This is a genomic window from Wolbachia endosymbiont of Pentidionis agamae (genome assembly GCF_036711655.1).
Taxonomy (GTDB): domain Bacteria; phylum Pseudomonadota; class Alphaproteobacteria; order Rickettsiales; family Anaplasmataceae; genus JAZHPY01.
Genome location: NZ_JAZHPY010000010.1, coordinates 1 through 15,855, shown reverse-complemented (window position 1 = coordinate 15,855; position 15,855 = coordinate 1). Strand labels below are relative to the sequence as shown.

The 15,855-nt window shown below is 30.2% G+C and carries 14 protein-coding genes and 2 pseudogenes; 7 read left to right on the top strand and 9 right to left on the bottom strand.

Features of this window, described 5'->3' with window-relative positions:
* On the bottom strand, positions 1-227 hold a 227-nt coding region (locus V6U76_RS01255), incomplete at its 3' end, for a PD-(D/E)XK nuclease family transposase (RefSeq protein ID WP_333023207.1).
* Positions 228-662: 435 nt separating this feature from the next.
* Complete coding sequence (locus tag V6U76_RS01250; protein ID WP_333023206.1) at positions 663-1,118, bottom strand: hypothetical protein; 456 nt, start codon at positions 1,116-1,118, stop codon at positions 663-665.
* 16 nt (positions 1,119-1,134) lie between these two features.
* Here V6U76_RS01250 and V6U76_RS01245 point away from each other — a divergent pair, with 16 nt between their 5' ends.
* Positions 1,135-1,332, top strand: a complete 198-nt coding sequence (locus tag V6U76_RS01245) for a hypothetical protein (protein ID WP_333023205.1) — start codon at positions 1,135-1,137, stop codon at positions 1,330-1,332.
* 432 nt (positions 1,333-1,764) lie between these two features.
* Here the strand turns inward: V6U76_RS01245 and V6U76_RS01240 are convergent, their stop codons facing one another.
* The 3 genes and pseudogenes from V6U76_RS01240 to V6U76_RS01230 form a co-directional block, all read right to left on the bottom strand.
* Positions 1,765-1,950 carry a hypothetical protein gene (locus tag V6U76_RS01240; RefSeq protein ID WP_333023204.1) on the bottom strand — a complete coding sequence of 62 codons (186 nt, stop codon included), beginning with the start codon at positions 1,948-1,950 and terminating at the stop codon, positions 1,765-1,767.
* A gap of 47 nt (positions 1,951-1,997) precedes the next feature.
* Positions 1,998-2,852: pseudogene (locus tag V6U76_RS01235) on the bottom strand (phage portal protein).
* A 498-nt stretch (positions 2,853-3,350) separates the two neighbouring features.
* Complete coding sequence (locus tag V6U76_RS01230; protein ID WP_333023203.1) at positions 3,351-4,061, bottom strand: ankyrin repeat domain-containing protein; 711 nt, start codon at positions 4,059-4,061, stop codon at positions 3,351-3,353.
* A 297-nt stretch (positions 4,062-4,358) separates the two neighbouring features.
* Here V6U76_RS01230 and V6U76_RS01225 point away from each other — a divergent pair, with 297 nt between their 5' ends.
* Both V6U76_RS01225 and V6U76_RS01220 read left to right on the top strand, forming a co-directional pair.
* A complete protein-coding gene (locus tag V6U76_RS01225; RefSeq protein ID WP_333023202.1) occupies positions 4,359-4,598 on the top strand; it encodes an ankyrin repeat domain-containing protein in 240 nt (79 codons plus the stop codon).
* An 8-nt stretch (positions 4,599-4,606) separates the two neighbouring features.
* Positions 4,607-4,732, top strand: coding sequence for a hypothetical protein (locus V6U76_RS01220; protein ID WP_333023201.1), 126 nt, complete (start codon positions 4,607-4,609; stop codon positions 4,730-4,732).
* Positions 4,733-4,927: 195 nt separating this feature from the next.
* Here the strand turns inward: V6U76_RS01220 and V6U76_RS01215 are convergent.
* Positions 4,928-7,546 (bottom strand): annotated as a pseudogene (locus V6U76_RS01215) (UvrD-helicase domain-containing protein); the annotation flags it as partial.
* Between the two features lie 209 nt (positions 7,547-7,755).
* On the opposite strand from V6U76_RS01215, the gene V6U76_RS01210 reads away from it, so the two are divergent.
* Both V6U76_RS01210 and V6U76_RS01205 read left to right on the top strand, forming a co-directional pair.
* Positions 7,756-8,346, top strand: a complete 591-nt coding sequence (locus V6U76_RS01210; protein ID WP_333023200.1) for an ankyrin repeat domain-containing protein — start codon at positions 7,756-7,758, stop codon at positions 8,344-8,346.
* Positions 8,328-9,578 (top strand): ankyrin repeat domain-containing protein, encoded by a 1,251-nt coding sequence (locus tag V6U76_RS01205; RefSeq protein ID WP_333023209.1) that lies wholly within the window; start codon positions 8,328-8,330, stop codon positions 9,576-9,578. Before V6U76_RS01210 ends, V6U76_RS01205 begins: the two co-directional genes overlap by 19 nt.
* 250 nt (positions 9,579-9,828) lie before the next feature.
* Here V6U76_RS01205 and V6U76_RS01200 read toward each other — a convergent pair whose 3' ends face one another.
* From V6U76_RS01200 to V6U76_RS01190, 3 genes are all read right to left on the bottom strand, one after another.
* Complete coding sequence (locus V6U76_RS01200) at positions 9,829-11,826, bottom strand: ATP-binding protein (protein ID WP_333023199.1); 1,998 nt, start codon at positions 11,824-11,826, stop codon at positions 9,829-9,831.
* Positions 11,827-11,900: 74 nt separating this feature from the next.
* Complete coding sequence (locus tag V6U76_RS01195) at positions 11,901-12,917, bottom strand: hypothetical protein (RefSeq protein ID WP_333023198.1); 1,017 nt, start codon at positions 12,915-12,917, stop codon at positions 11,901-11,903.
* Positions 12,918-12,997: 80 nt separating this feature from the next.
* A complete protein-coding gene (locus V6U76_RS01190) occupies positions 12,998-13,381 on the bottom strand; it encodes a hypothetical protein (protein WP_333023197.1) in 384 nt (127 codons plus the stop codon).
* A gap of 175 nt (positions 13,382-13,556) precedes the next feature.
* Here V6U76_RS01190 and V6U76_RS01185 point away from each other — a divergent pair, with 175 nt between their 5' ends.
* Both V6U76_RS01185 and V6U76_RS01180 read left to right on the top strand, forming a co-directional pair.
* Complete coding sequence (locus V6U76_RS01185; protein ID WP_333023196.1) at positions 13,557-14,732, top strand: aspartate aminotransferase family protein; 1,176 nt, start codon at positions 13,557-13,559, stop codon at positions 14,730-14,732.
* Positions 14,733-14,930: 198 nt separating this feature from the next.
* Positions 14,931-15,855: hypothetical protein (locus V6U76_RS01180; RefSeq protein WP_333023195.1), on the top strand; the 925-nt coding region annotated here is incomplete at its 3' end.

Below are 15,855 nucleotides of genomic sequence, written 5' to 3'. Positions count from 1 at the left end.
GTGCCTGAGTTGAGGTAGCATAATACATCAACTATGCTTTGCTTTTGTGACGCAATTTCTGGATCCTGAATTGTACTTAAAAACGTCACATCTTCAATCCGATCCGCGCTACTCGGCTCCAGAATATCATTTAAAAAATGGATGAGAATATCCTTGTTTTTCTCAGTGCCAAAAATTTTCTTAAAGGCAACATCATTTTTTGGATCAAGAAATTTCGAAAACTCCATGTGTTAAGTATACACTTAAAAATAAATCTATTCTATATTTTTTATTTCATCTAAAGTAAGCCCTGTCGCATCAACTATTACTTCAATTTTGACATAAAACTACCTTTATTAAAATAATATTAATTATAGTTTATATATTTAATACTTTGCTGTCAAGTTAAAATTTTCATAATTATAGGCAGTTGTGATAAGCCAACCACTGTTAAGATGCTGAATAATGTAGCTAATGTAAGAATTCAAAACATAAGAGTATAATATAATATAATGTACAACATAATAAGATAAAAGTTAATATTATCATTAAAATTGCTATGAGCTTAGTAAATCGCTTGTTAAAGCGAAACAGAGATTTCGTGAAATATACTGTATTGATTAATAATACAGGAATGTATGGTAATATATAAGAGATTAATAAAAATACAACAATTGCTCCATCTAAACTTTGGGGGGAACTAATATTGTAAGTAGTATTGTCATACATATATGTACTACAATCATGCTAAAACAATGAAAAGCTCCGAACCCATATGCAAATTTCAAAAATCGACTGATACGTTTAATAGATCCTTCAGTATCAGAACTAGCGCCAGAAACATCAATAGTGGATGATTTGTTATTAAAGCGCAATGATGTTATAAAATATACAGCACTAATTAATAATCCAACAATGTACATTTTTCTATTCTCAAGAACTACGCCTATAAATCCCCATATGTCAATCGATATTATAGGTATTGCAAGACATATAAACACAACAACCATACTAAAATAATAAAAATCTCTTAAGTCATATGTAAAGAATCGACTGATGCGTTTAATAGTATCAGAACTACTGTCAGAAACATCGGTAGTGGATGATTTACTATAATTCTCAAGCTTATTAGTAATCACTTTAATTATATTTTTTATGCAAATAAATAAACCTATCAATCCTCCACTTGCAGCTGTTCCAGAGAACATAAATAATATTGCATTAAATATAAAGGACTCCACACTTTCAATAGGAATAAATGTAGACAGTGATATAACTACAAGATATAAATATACTGCAGTAAAACTGGCACAATATAAAGCTCAAATTCCATATAAGAAGGCTTTGACATAATTTCCAATAGGTGGTTTTTGGCCTATATTATTATTTTTGACCATAAGATCCCTTACTAAATTAATTTATTTTGTATAAATTTTACTAAAATAATATTAATTATAAGTATCAATACTTATCACAGCTAGAAAGTGGTGTTAGGTCCAACACTTCTCTTTTTCGTTTTAAGGTAGGAAACATCCAAGAAAAAGTTTAGTAACTAATATTAATTACCTATTCAAGAAAAACTTACAGACTACAAACAACATCATAAGAAGATTGACAAACATCCTCATAAGTAGGAAGATCTTTCATTGATTGACAAACAATCTCATAGCTAGGAGGATTGTCTTCTATTTCTATGTGATAAATGTTACTAAGTTGCTCACTCGGATGGTTAGTAGGTCTCCAGTAATCAAAACTCTGTATTGCTTTTTTTGTAAATACACAGCCTCATGTACTAAACATAGTACAAACCAAGACTGTCATTGATGACAGTATAAACATACCACTACTATTAATATTCGTTTTTTGTTCAAATACTATTTTTGCAACAAAAATAGATGATGCAGTGACAGCAAAACAACCTGCAGATGCAATAATAAGTGATGTAGATTTTAAAAATTTAGGATTCATCATATACTTTTAATATAAAAAAATATACCCTTATAAGATATTTGTCAATATTAATTTAATTTTAGCTGATTTCCATCAGGAAGTGGTGGCAGTCCAAAAGCTTCTCTTTTTTCATTGAGTGTCATAAAGCTTGCATTCTCTACGTACTTCCATAATTTTTGTCTTTTCTCCATCAAAACTTCTATTGCATCTTTATCGTAAGATAAGCGCAAGTCCTTACCGAATTTCGGTACTAGCCAAGAATTAAGATGACAGACAATATTTTCTAGCGTAGGTAAAACTGTCTGTTCCCATAAAGAAAGTCTAGCTTCAACTAAATTGCTATAAGTATTATCACCTGGTATACCAAGAAGCTGTGGTGGAACTCCAAATGCAAGAGCAATATCGCGAGCAGAACTATGTTTAGATTCAATAAAATCCATATCTCTTGGCGATAAACTCATTTCCTTCCATTCTAAACCTCCTTCAAGCAATATCGGCCTACCGGCATTTATAGAACCAGAATAATACTCATTTATCTCATATTTTAGTGCTGATATTGCTCCTCACTTAAAATTACCTCCAGTACCATCTTTTTGTGGACGTACAATCATTGCGCCGCTTGGACGTGCACCATTTTGAAGCATTGCCTGATTCCAAGCTCCTGCTTGATTATGCTGATCAATACTATATGCTGCGGCCTCAATAGGAGAAAGACCGTACCAATCATCTAAAGGATTAAATGTTTTTAAATGCAGAATTGCTGAATATCCAGTTAATTTATCAACCTTAAAATCAAGTTTTGAAGTGCTTGGATTAGGTGCATAAAGTAATTTTAATAATGGATGTTTCCTCAATTCACATTTACTGTGATCAGTGAGTTGAAAAAGAGTAAGCGGCACTGAAGCAGCTGAAGTTGCAATCATATTTATTGCACGAAAGGCTATGACGTTTTTAATATAACCTTCATTTGCAAAACTTGCATAATCACGACTGCTCCAATTTGGCTCCCTCGTAAGTTCCAGAGCAGAATATTTGTTAGATATTTTTTTGTTGAAAATATTAAATATGTTTTTCATAAATGCCTACAAATTATAATAGTTTTAAGAATATGACTATAAGAAAATCTATAGTCTTATGGTAATTTTATAGTGAAAATTAAGAATTAGGTAATGCTGCTAACCTACTAGCAGTACATTATGCTCAATGTGAATAAGGAACTGTATGATACCTGACTCCTCGATTAATGATTGTTTGTATCATTCTTATATTATACAAAAAAAAATAAAATCACGGAAGCAAAATGTAACAACTTAATTCCATCTAGCTTGCTTAACGACTAGCCCATCGAGAATTCAATGTTATTTCTTCCACATTAAGTTCACTTAATTTATCAGTAGGTTTTGATGAAATGTTTACAATATTCAATAGTAATACTGTGGCGATACATATGATATGGAAAGGAATAATAGGACACAAAGAAAAACACTGCAACCTTTCTTTTTTATATCATTTCTCGATCTTTTATGTTTCTCAGTACATTGTTTGTACTTTTTATCATCAGAGCTTAAGTTTAGATGCTGCTCTATCATTCTTATATTTTTCTTATATTCTTCATGATCAGTAGTATTTTTGCTTGGAACCTCTGACTTTAGAATGTAACTTACCAATAACTTTATAACACTTGTATGTCCATTATTAATAGCTAGACTTAAAGGAGTTTCACCTTGACAATTAATAGCATTAACATTTGCCATCTTTTTTATTAAGATCTTTACAGCATCTTCATGGCCAAATTCAGCAGCATAATGTAAAGGGTTATTACCACAATTAGTACAAGCATTAATATCAGATTCATGATTTATCAAATTAATCATAATACCCGTATAACCTTTTGCGGCAGCAACATGTATAGGCTTAAAACCAGCACTTGTAGTAATATTCACATCAGCACCACGCTTTATTAAAAATTTTGCTAAGCGAATTTCGCCGAGCTCAAGAGCCAAAAGTAAAGGTGTTTCATTTATACTATTAACAGTATTAATGCCTATTTTTTGAACCAGCTTACTAACCTTCTTAAATCCCTTATTCTTTTTTAAATTATTATCTTGGATTACCATTAGTAGATTTTCCATAAACTTACCTCCAACCTTTATTATTTTTATAGTATAATAATAAAAATGAATTCATGGAAGCAAAATTTTAATGCTTATACAACTCTAGTTACAAAACAACCAGATAAAGAATATAAAAAAATACTATTCAAGCAAAGTTTTATCTTTTGAATAATAAATATTATAAATAAATGCACGTCTCCATAAGAGAAAAACTTATCACTTCATTGTTTTTTTATTTAAATTAATTAATATCTTGATACTATATTCAATATATTATAAAATATAGTTATATTATAAATATTCATGGAGAAAATTATGACTGGTAAAAAATTAATTGATGCTGCATATGATGGAAAGATAAAAATTGTAGAGCAAGCACTTGCTGACGGAGTTGATGTTAATCATAGAAATTCGTATAATAAAACTATTTTAATTATTGCTGCTGAACAAGGCCATATAGACATAGTTAAGTATTTAGTTACACAAGGATCTGATATCAATTGTCAAGATGATGGTAGTCACAGTGCTTTAATGTTTGCTACTCAAAGGGGTTAACAGGTATAGTGAATTCTTTAATTGCTGCAGGAGCTAATGTTGATCATCAAGAAGAGAAAACTGAATATCCAAGTTCTGAAATCTTAGATGTTCAAGTTTCAGGAACATCTAAATCTCAAGGTAGACAAAGTTAGTTATTAAATAGTGTTATTAACCCAGCACATTTAGTGCTGGGTTGTATTGAAGTAAGGCTTAATAGGCAATTTTATTTGAAAGCCGTTACTTATGCTTGATGAACAGGTTCTACTACCATTTAAACTCATGATCTTACATTTGCTCTTTTCCTATTTTGAAAAAGGTCTATTACCTTACTAAGTAATTATATCTTTTAATTTTTGTGGTACTTGAATAACTGGAACGTCAAAATAATGACGTTTTTTGTGAATATTAGGATAGTTTCTATTTATGCATAATACTTCAACTTCTTTTTCAAACATAGGATATAAATTTACTAATTTCTTCTCATGCAAATCACCATATATTTTTATTATGCTATACCATGAGTTTTTTTGCATGGGTTCTCTACCGATAATGTATAACTCATCTTCAGCACGCGTTAGTGCTACATATAACAATCTTAAATACTCATTATAATCTTCTATCTTTTGCTCTTTTTTAATTTTATCACAGTAGGTATTGTTATCTTTTTTACACCAGAACGGTACTCTTTCTTCATCAAAAATGATGTCATCATCACTCCTAGGCACAGTCGTTGTATCAACCAAAAATACTATCGGTGCTTCCAACCCTTTTGCTTTATGAATTGTCATAACACGAACAGCATTATGCTCTGAATGTGCATCTTTTTTCACTTCTGGATTGTTTTCTTTTATCCATTGCACGAATTCTTGTAATGACTGTATATTCTCATGTTCAAATTTTGCAATTAGATCAATGAACTCATTTATAATATCTAAGCATTCAAGCCCCAATCGTGAAGCAAATTTCTTTCTGTTCTTGAAAGAAAGTATACTTGAAAATAGTGTTAGTGGAGATTGAGAGCAAGATAGATCAATTAAATTATGTAAATAATCCCAAGTACTCCGAGAATAGTTTCTTAACTTCTCCCAAAGAGATTGTTTTTTGCGATCGTAAGCGATATTGAATAAATCATCTTCAGTAAAATTAAATAACGGTGATTTCAAAACAACTGCAAGTGCTAAATCATTTTCTGGAAGAAGTAAAAATTCAGCCAAAGCTATTAAATCTTGTATCACCAAGTAATCCATGATTCTGAAAGAATCTCTACCTAAAACTGGTATGTTAAACTTTTTTAACTCACTTATGATATAATCAACTAATAAATTCCTCTGCCTTACAAGAATTATTATATCTTTTGGTTCGATGTGACGATCTTTTGCAACCAATATTCGTCCCTCATCTAGCCAGCTGTGTATTTTATTCGCAACAGTTCCAGCTAGCAATCTATTAGATATATAATCTCTTTCTTCACTTGAAAAATGATGTTTATATATCTGATTTTCTTGAAACTTAGGAAGCAATGGCCAAATCTCAACATATCCTTGACTTCTTCTGTAAGGAATATGTTTTACTTCATTATTGCTAAAAGATATTTCCTCACGAAAATGATTAAATAATCTATCTACTAAACTTAAAATTTCTGAATCTGAACGAAATGACTGTTCTAATTTGCATGATAACCACCTACTTACATGTGCTTTTTTGCGAAAATATTGATGCATTTCCCTGAACAATAACGGTTCAGCTCCTTGAAATCTATAAATAGATTGCTTTATATCACCAACAATGAATAATGTACGGTTATCATGGCTTCCTATACCAGAAAAAAATTCATTACATAAACTAGCTATTATTTTCCACTGATCTAAACTGTTATCTTGCGCTTCATCAACGAGAATGTGGTCTATCTTCTGATCTAAATTAAATAATACCCAGTCTTTATATTCAATATTACTAAGTAGATCGGTAGATAGGTTAATAACGTCATTATAATCAAGTAGTCTATTTTTTGTTTTTTCTTTTTTATATAGATCAGTATATGCATTAAAGATATTGAGTAGGCTACGCGTTCTCTTGAATATCTGATGAGCATTAATATCTTTAATGTATGTAAGTAGTATGTTTTGCATGTTATCAATCATCTGTTCAGAATTTGGATATTCATTTAACATGTCTTTTGTAATAATAGATGATATATTCTTTTTTTCATGCGAACCTGCTTTGAAAAATACCTTAGTTAAGCTTTCTATTTCTTTTAAATTATCAAGATAGTTATAAAGTGCATTGCTATAATGCTTATCTCTTTTACTGCCATTACTTAGAATTTTAGCTAATTTTGTTATATCTATAATAAGTTCATCAGGTAAATTATGGATTTCATCTGGAGCATTAAGTTTATTTTTTATATATTGCACGTCATTAACTGCTCTGTTGACATACAAAGTATATAATAAATTACTCAGCTTATCTTCATTAACCTCAGCTGCAATGATATCAACGTCATTTTGAATATTTATATCGTTTATTGTTTTATCAAAAACAATAGAGTGCAATTCCTTACATTCACTTAATGTGTAACCAGTAGTAATGCTGCTTTCAGTAGGGAAATTAGAAATCAATTTATAACAAAAAGCATGTATTGTTTGTATCGTTAAATTAAAATTATGAATCTCAGAGAAAGCCTTTTTTGCATTAATGAAATGATAATCAAGGAATTTACTAGCAAATAATTCCATCAAAGATAACTCTAATTCAGTATCTGAACACATTGCCCATCTGCTCAGTGTATCATATATTCGATTTTCCATTTCATTCACTGCAGCATTAGTAAATGTTAAACAGAGAACATTTCTTTCTTTTTCAAGGAGTAACCTTAATACTCTATTTATAAGAAGCCTAGTTTTTCCTGAACCAGCAGAGGCGCTAACCCACACAGAAAAATTAGGATCAATTGCTCTGTTTTTCACAAAACCTCAATTTATCACGTTTCTTTTTTTATAGGCCACTGCATCTTGCCATGACTAAGACCTTTATTCTGTTTGCTGATATAGCTTGTTATTACACTCATTATACTAAAGTGAAGTAAGTATATCAACATAATATCTATTTTCATAACGTTTTTATCGTTTGTTAAAATATTTATGTAATAATAAATTCATTATGGCAAAGAGGTGATATGACAACTGTAAATAATAACTACGCTAACAAACCCATTAATGATATAAACAATAACTTACTTCTCAAACAAGATATTAAAGATATCTCTATTCTAGATATTGATGGAAACAGTTCTTTACATCTTGCAGCTGATAAATTCGATATACCATCAATAAAAGAGCAACTAGAACTTGGTGTAAACATAGATATACGAAATAAAAACAATGAAACTGCATTAGACATTTTATTAAGAAATTTAGATACAAATAGAATTATTGATTGTGAAAGTATAGAACTAATATATTTATTATTACTACATGAAAAACAAGACAAATATTCGGAAGTAAATAACAATTTATCTCATAGAAAAGCATTATCAAAATACGCTATAGAAAATAATCATGTAAAACTTGCTAGTCTCTTAATAGAGCGCGGTGTAATAGAAAATATTAATGCACAAGATAAATATGGAAAAAATATATTAATTCAATTAATTGAATTAATAGGGAAAGATGTAGAAAATACAAAACACAGATTAAATCTTATTGATAAAAATATTTGCCCTACTTGTGATACGCAGTTTATTTACTTATTAAAAAAAATGGATTAAACATAAACAGCACAGATCATGATAAACTTACTGCTTTACACTATGCTATTTCTTACGGATTTGATCCAGAAATTATTGATTGTTTAATTAAATGTGGTGCAAACGTTAATATTGGAGATAACGATAATATAACTTCGTTGCATATTGCAGCATCAGTTCCAAATAATACAAAAACTATTGCTCTTCTTGTAGGTGGAGGAGGAAAAATAAATGCAAAATCGATTATAAAAGGCCACGAGGCAATTCATGTTGCTGTTTTATCTAACAGTATAGAAAATATTAAAGCGCTATTGGAAAAAGGAGCAGATATTGAGTCTAGAGACCTCAATGGTAAAACCCCATTCTCTTTAGCCGTTTGGGCTTATTCAGCTCTTTGGAGTCAAGAAAATAGTTTGCAAATAATAAAATATTTCCTCAATCAAAATGTTGATGTTACCACAAGTAATTTTAATGGCAAAACAGTTTTATTTATTTTAGCAAACTATAATAAATTAGAAGCTGCTGAACTTCTGATTAATCAATGTAAGAGAAACAAGGAGATAGATCTTAATAATTTTATCAATATCAAAGATAATGATGGCTATGATGCTTTAGATTTTGCTCTTTACAACGGTCATAAGAAGTTTGCACGCTTCCTTATGTTGCATGGATCAAAAATCGATCAAAGTAATAGATTACATAGAGCAGTCAGAGATTGTAATCTTACCGGAATTAAACTCTTAATAGAGCTAGGGATCAATATCAATACTCAAGATTCTCAAGGGAACACAGCACTACATTTAGCAGTACAAACTATCGGAGCTAAAGATGTAAGAACAAGTTGCTTTAATGAGATAATTAAAACACTGCTTAAAAACGGAGCGAAAATCAACATAAAAAACAAAAATGATAAAACTGCTTTTGACGTAGCAAAAAATTTGATAAAAGTCACTTCACTATACAAACATTTAGAGTTACAGAATAATTTTATAAAATATTTTAATAGTCAACATCATAAAAATGATATGTATTTTACAGTATGTGGTGCTATAGGTATATCATCTTTAACTTCCACGTTTTTTTTACCACCTATAGTTTGTATTCCTATTGTAGCATCATGTTTTTTAGTGATATCGATATGTTTTTATCGCTTTATAGAAAAAATGAGAGAATGTGAGTCATTAAAAAATAATTTAACAGGAGGTGAAACTAGTATTAAAAATGATCTTTCTAATTGTGCAAATGAAGCTTGACTATACTAACTTTTTTATCTATAATTAATATATTTACTTAAATTAAAGAATTAGTAGGAGTGGTACGTAATGCAGTAGATCTTCTATTAATAATCCATCGCCAAGAAGTTAGTTGATACAGGGTTTAAGGTTATTTCGAAGTGTTGGATCTTTGCTTAGCTCTAAAATTTTAGATGCATGAGCAAGGATGATGACTGTTATGCTATTGTTATACATTTAAATTTTATGATTTAGCTTAATAGCCGGTAGTCTAAACGTTTTCAGTATGCAACTCAAGTATGACATCATCAGCTTGCACAGCTTTTCCTTCTTGGATAATGATGTTTTTGATTATTCCTTTTGTTTCAGAGCGTATGATATTTTCCATTTTCATCGCCTCAACAATAAATAAAGGCTGTTCTATCTCTATTTCATCACCATGCCTTACATACAATTTAGTTAATAAACCAGAAATTGGAGATTCTACAGTATTTTGTACACTTTCTTTTATCTGAGAATTATTAATCATCCATTTATTTAATTCAGCTACATGCGGCTTAAATACTTGGCACAACGTTTTCATTCCAGCATAGCCTACAGAGAATTTGTTGTTTTTTTTACTTACTTTAACTGTAATTTCCACCTCATTATTGATTAACATGTAGAGCAATTTATGATTTAAATCCCATTTACCTTTAACGCAGTATATATTATGGTTATATATTGCTTTAAGTTCATGGTTAAAAAATTCAGCCTTTATAGAATGCTCATAACTATCAACCATTATTATAAGTTCTTGGTCTATATATGAGGAATTATAGTGATGACTGTGCTCATCTTCAAAATAGATATATAGTGAAGCTAAAATAGATATTTTAACATATTCTTCTGTCACATAATCACCTTGAAACCCTCTTGAATAAAAATCTGGAATAAATTTCGTATGAATATCTGCTGCAATAAAATCTTGGTGATGAAAAATTGATTCGAGAAATTCTATGTTATTTTCTATTCCTTCTATATAGAATTCAGATAATGCTTTCTGCATTCTTCCTATAGCCTCTAGCCTACTGTTTCCATGTACAATAAGTTTTGCGAGCATTGGGTCATAAAACATACTAACATCTGAGCCTGCAGTAATGCCGTCATCTATTCTTACATAATTAGTTTCTTCTGGTTTGTTATAGTATTTTATTCTACCACTAGAAGGAAAGAAATTCTTTGACGTATTTTCAGCATATATTCTAGCTTCTATTGAAGAACCAGTAAATTTTATATTATCTTGATTGAATCTTAGCTTTTCTCCACACGATATTCTAATCATTTCCTCTACTATATCTATTCCAGTTACAAATTCAGTAACAGGATGTTCAACTTGCAACCTCGTATTTACTTCGAGAAAATAGAAATTTTTATTTTGATCTACTATGAACTCAACCGTGCCAGCTGAAAAGTAGTTTGCTTTTTTTGCAAGAGAAATACACTGTTTATACATTTCTTGTCTTACTTCATTTGTTAAAAATGGGCTGGGACTTTCCTCTATAACTTTTTGGTTAAGCCTCTGTATTGAGCATTCTCTTTCCCCGAGACATATTATATTACCATATTTATCAGCTAATATTTGTATTTCTATATGCCTTGGGTGTTCTATATATTTTTCTATAAATATACTGCTGTCTTTAAAATTTTTTTCTGCCTCATTTCTTGCCGATGTAAGTGCCATTTCAATTTCCTTGCTTGAATTTATAACCCTCATCCCCTTTCCACCACCTCCAGCAGCTGCTTTGAGCATGACAGGGAAGCCAATTTCTTCAGCAATTTTAATTGCATGATCCATGCCTAGTATTTCTCCTATGTATCCAGGAACAATGTTTACTTCAGCTTTTCGTGCTATTTCTTTTGCTGTAATTTTGTTTGCCATCATCTCTATTGTCTCAGCACTTGGTCCAATATAATCTACATTATATTTTTTAAGAGCACGCGGAAATTCAGGATTTTCTGATAAAAATCCATAACCAGGATGCACTGCATCTACACCTGTTTCAACTGCCACTTGACAAATTCTTTCTATATTGAGGTAGCTCAAAGCTGCAGGTGCTTGACCAATATACTTTAATTCATCTGCCTGCAAAGCATGAAGAGCATTTATATCTGCATCTGAATATACACTTATACATGATATACCCATCTTTTTAGCAGTCTTTTGAATTCGACAGCTAATTTCACCTCTATTTGCTATAAGAATCTTGCTGTACTTTTTCGTTAACACTATGAGCTTATTATTACCTATAAATAAAATATATAATTATGAGCTAGTAGCAGCAAGTCTTTTTCATATGGCATTTAACTGCATAGAGATGGCGAACTTTCTGATACGTCACAATTAATATTTTCAAAATTAATATTTTCAAATTCTGAACTTGGTTGATAAAATAAATTGCTAGCTATATTATATGCAGCGGCTGCAGAAGCCACAGACCCTGCAATAGCAGCTGAAGCTATGGTACTAAGTGCAAAAGATTGAGCACACGCAAACAAAAAACATATTGCTGTACATGCGACTGCTACCAGTGCTACACTAGCTAATGTAAAAAAAGCAAACTTGCATACCTTAGAGAAGATAAAGTTCTTTTTTATGCCAAGAAGTTTTTTTATTTCTGCTTTTTCATTTGGGTCACTGACGTAAGAGAGAGGGTCCCTAGGCTTTCTTCCAAAATTTAAAGCAAGCTTTCCACTAACTGTAGATCTAATAAAATCAATACCTTTATTTTTGTATGCTTCTGCTAATTTTCTCTCTTTCTTATATTCTCTAATTTTTTCCTTATATGATTCTTGTTTTCCATCTTTTGATTTGAACTTACTTTCTGCATCTTTAATTTCATTATCTATATCATTTATTGGCTTGCTTAAATCACCAAATGCTTTCCTTATAATACGCCCAAGAGTTCCTTGTTGTTTTGCTGCTATATGAAATGCATTTTCCCCATCTGAATTTTTATTAGTTAAGATATGCAATAAACCTTGAGTGCCTTTTTTATCAATATCATACTTTATGATTTTTTCTACGATAAGGGAAAAAACTTTAGCATTACCTGCTCTTGCAGCTAAATGAAGGATGTTATCACCATTTCTCCAAACTTCTCCTTTCCCTGGCCCATCAAAAATAGAATAATTAATAGTACACATCCAATTTTCTGATAAGAAGCCTAGAATTTCACGTTTTACTTCTTCATTAATCTCCCATATTACTTTTTCATTTTCATTTCCATTAATCTCCCATAAGAATTTTATTATTTGTTCGTACTTCCTTTCAAGAAATAACTCTTTAAAAGATATTTTATCAACTTGAGTGTCAGTCATAACACCAACTTATCTATACTATAGTTTATTATAAAATTTACTATAGTATTTTGCAACAAGATTTATTAATTTCTTGGACTTTAATTTCTGTTAATTCTGTCCTTAGCATTGCTTTCAATATCACTATCCGTAATATCTGTCTCGCTTATATTATTAAATAAAAGATCCTCAATTTCTTTTCTATCTTCTTCACTAACTAAATCAATAGGACGCTTATACTCGTTATTTAAAGGATAATCATCACCATTAGCACCATTATCTATTAATAACTTTATGAACTTTGTATCTGGATAACGATGAGTGATAAACACAACATCAAGTAAAGTATAACCATCATCATTCTTCAAATTAGTTATAGGAGATCTATCATTTTCATTTATTTTACCTACATCCAAACATTCTTTCAAGACATTATAATTACTTTCCTTGATTGATTGAACTGCTTTTTCAAAAATTTTATTCACTATAATAATACCTCACCATTTCAATAATGTTTACATAAAAAATATTTAATTCTATTATCTACATATTTACAAAATATGTAAAAACCTATGATATACAGTGTTAATAAGAAAATCAATTAGTAATTTTATAAAATTTAACTAAGATTTATAATAATTAGATGGAAAAGCATAATATATGAGCTACATTATCAATGCCTATAACAGATTAGAAATTCCAATTGTTAAAGGGAAGGGGGTATTTCTTTTTGATCAAGTAGGTAAAAAATATTTAGATTTTACTGCAGGAATTTCTACAGTTTCTTTGGGACATTGTCATCCATATATTATAGAAAAGCTTAATGAGCAGCTAGATTTAGTTTGGCATTGTTCTAACCTTTTCACTATACCAACTCAAGAATTGCTTGCTGAGCGTTTATGTAGTTTAACCTTTGCAGATAAGGTATTTTTTTGTTCAAGTGGACTTGAAGCAACAGAAGCAGTAATAAAATTTATTCGTCGGTATTTCTATTCAAAAGGGGAGAAAAATCGTCATCAGATAATCACAATCAAAGGAGGATTTCATGGACGAAGCATTGCTGCAATCTCTGCAGGTGGGAATGAAAAAGCACGCACAGGGTTTGCTCCGCTTCTTCCAGGATTTTGTTCGGTGCCAAGAAATTGCATTCAAGCTCTAGAAAATAAAATCAATAAAAATGTAGCTGCTGTATTCTTAGAGCCTATACAGAGTGAGGGAGGAGTCTATCAACTAGATATAGATTATCTAAGGAGAGTAAGAGAAATAACTAGAGAAAAAGAAATAATCTTATGTTTCGATGAAGTACAATGTGGATATGGGCGTATTGGTACATTATTTTACTATCAAAAAATAGGAGTTGAACCTGATATGTTAACTGCTGCAAAAGCTATGGGTAACGGCTTTCCACTTGCTGCATGTTTAGTAAAAAATTATATAGCAGACACAATTCTTCCAGGTACACATGGTTCAACTTATGGCGGTAACCCACTTGCCATGGCTGCAGGAAATGCAGTTCTTGATTTAATGCTAGAAGAAAATCTTTTTAAACATGTTATAGAAATAAGTTCTTATTTTAAGAAAAAATTGCTATTACTTATAAAGGAGTTTCCACAAATAATAGTAGATGTACGAGGGGAGGGGCTTTTGCTTGGAATAGAAGTAAGCATTTCAGCTAAAAGTATTGTGCAAAAATGTTTAGATAAAGGACTAATCTTGTCTGCTGTTCTAGATGATCGAGTGATTAGAATTACCCCTCCACTTATTATTAGCGAAGATCATATAGATGCAGCTTTTAGTATACTTTATAATTCTTTACAATACCTAAACAAAGATTAAGATTTCAAAATTATCTACTTGCATTAAATTACATCAAACAAAAATCTGCATGCCATATGTTTAATATATTATATATATTTTATAATAAAAATAATTTTTAACATAAGACTTTAAATAAAAAAATATGGACTTTAGTAAAAAAAAATATAAGACATGAATAAATAATATTTTATTGATAAATTTCAATGGGGGTTTTATATGTCAAACGGAACTGAATTATATAAAAGATTGTATGAGCAAATACAGAATAATACAGTCGATATTTATTGTCATATGCATAATGACGCTATTACTATCAATATTAAAAAAAAAGATGGCAGACGTCTTAATGCTTTTTCTATTGAAAGGGATATTAATCTTAATAAAATTAAGATTTCTGAATTAGATAAAACCACTGCTCGATATATACCACGTTGTATAGTAGAAGAAAATAACGAGAGTTTTACTTTGTGGATGAAGACGATGAAGACACTATTTAAGATTACAAAAGGTGAAAAACGTATTGGTACTCAAAAAAGAGTAGAGTCATATCCTGGAGATCAACTTTTACAAGATATTCCTTCTTTAAAAAAAGCTTTACAGCAAGGAAGTAATTGTAGTGAAACAATTTCAACACTAAGCACCTCAACAACTTCAGCAAAGCCTACTACTAAAGAGGATTTATCAAGCACCACAACAATTTCAAAAAAACCTACTACTAAAAAAGCTTTATCTTCACATAAAAGGAGTAGTTTATCTTCTATTAAAGGAACAACAACTTTAGCACCAAGAACTACAACAACTTCAGAAAAACCTACTACTAAAGAAGATTTATCAAGCACCACAACAACTTCAGAAAAAACCATTACTAGACGTATCAAGAGTAATAAAACACAAAAACCAAAGACTTACAAAAAGGCTACTGCACCTCAATTTCAAGAAACAGATATTTATAATAATATTGAAGATATTGATGGCACAAAGCAAACAATTAGGAGTACCACTAGTGATTTTTTTACAAGTGAACAAAGAACAACACAAATTTCTTCTTCAACTGTAATTAGTAATGATACTAATACCACTGCAGCTTTAGGGCTTGCAGCAATAACAACACCACTTGTAACTTTTATATCAATATCATCTA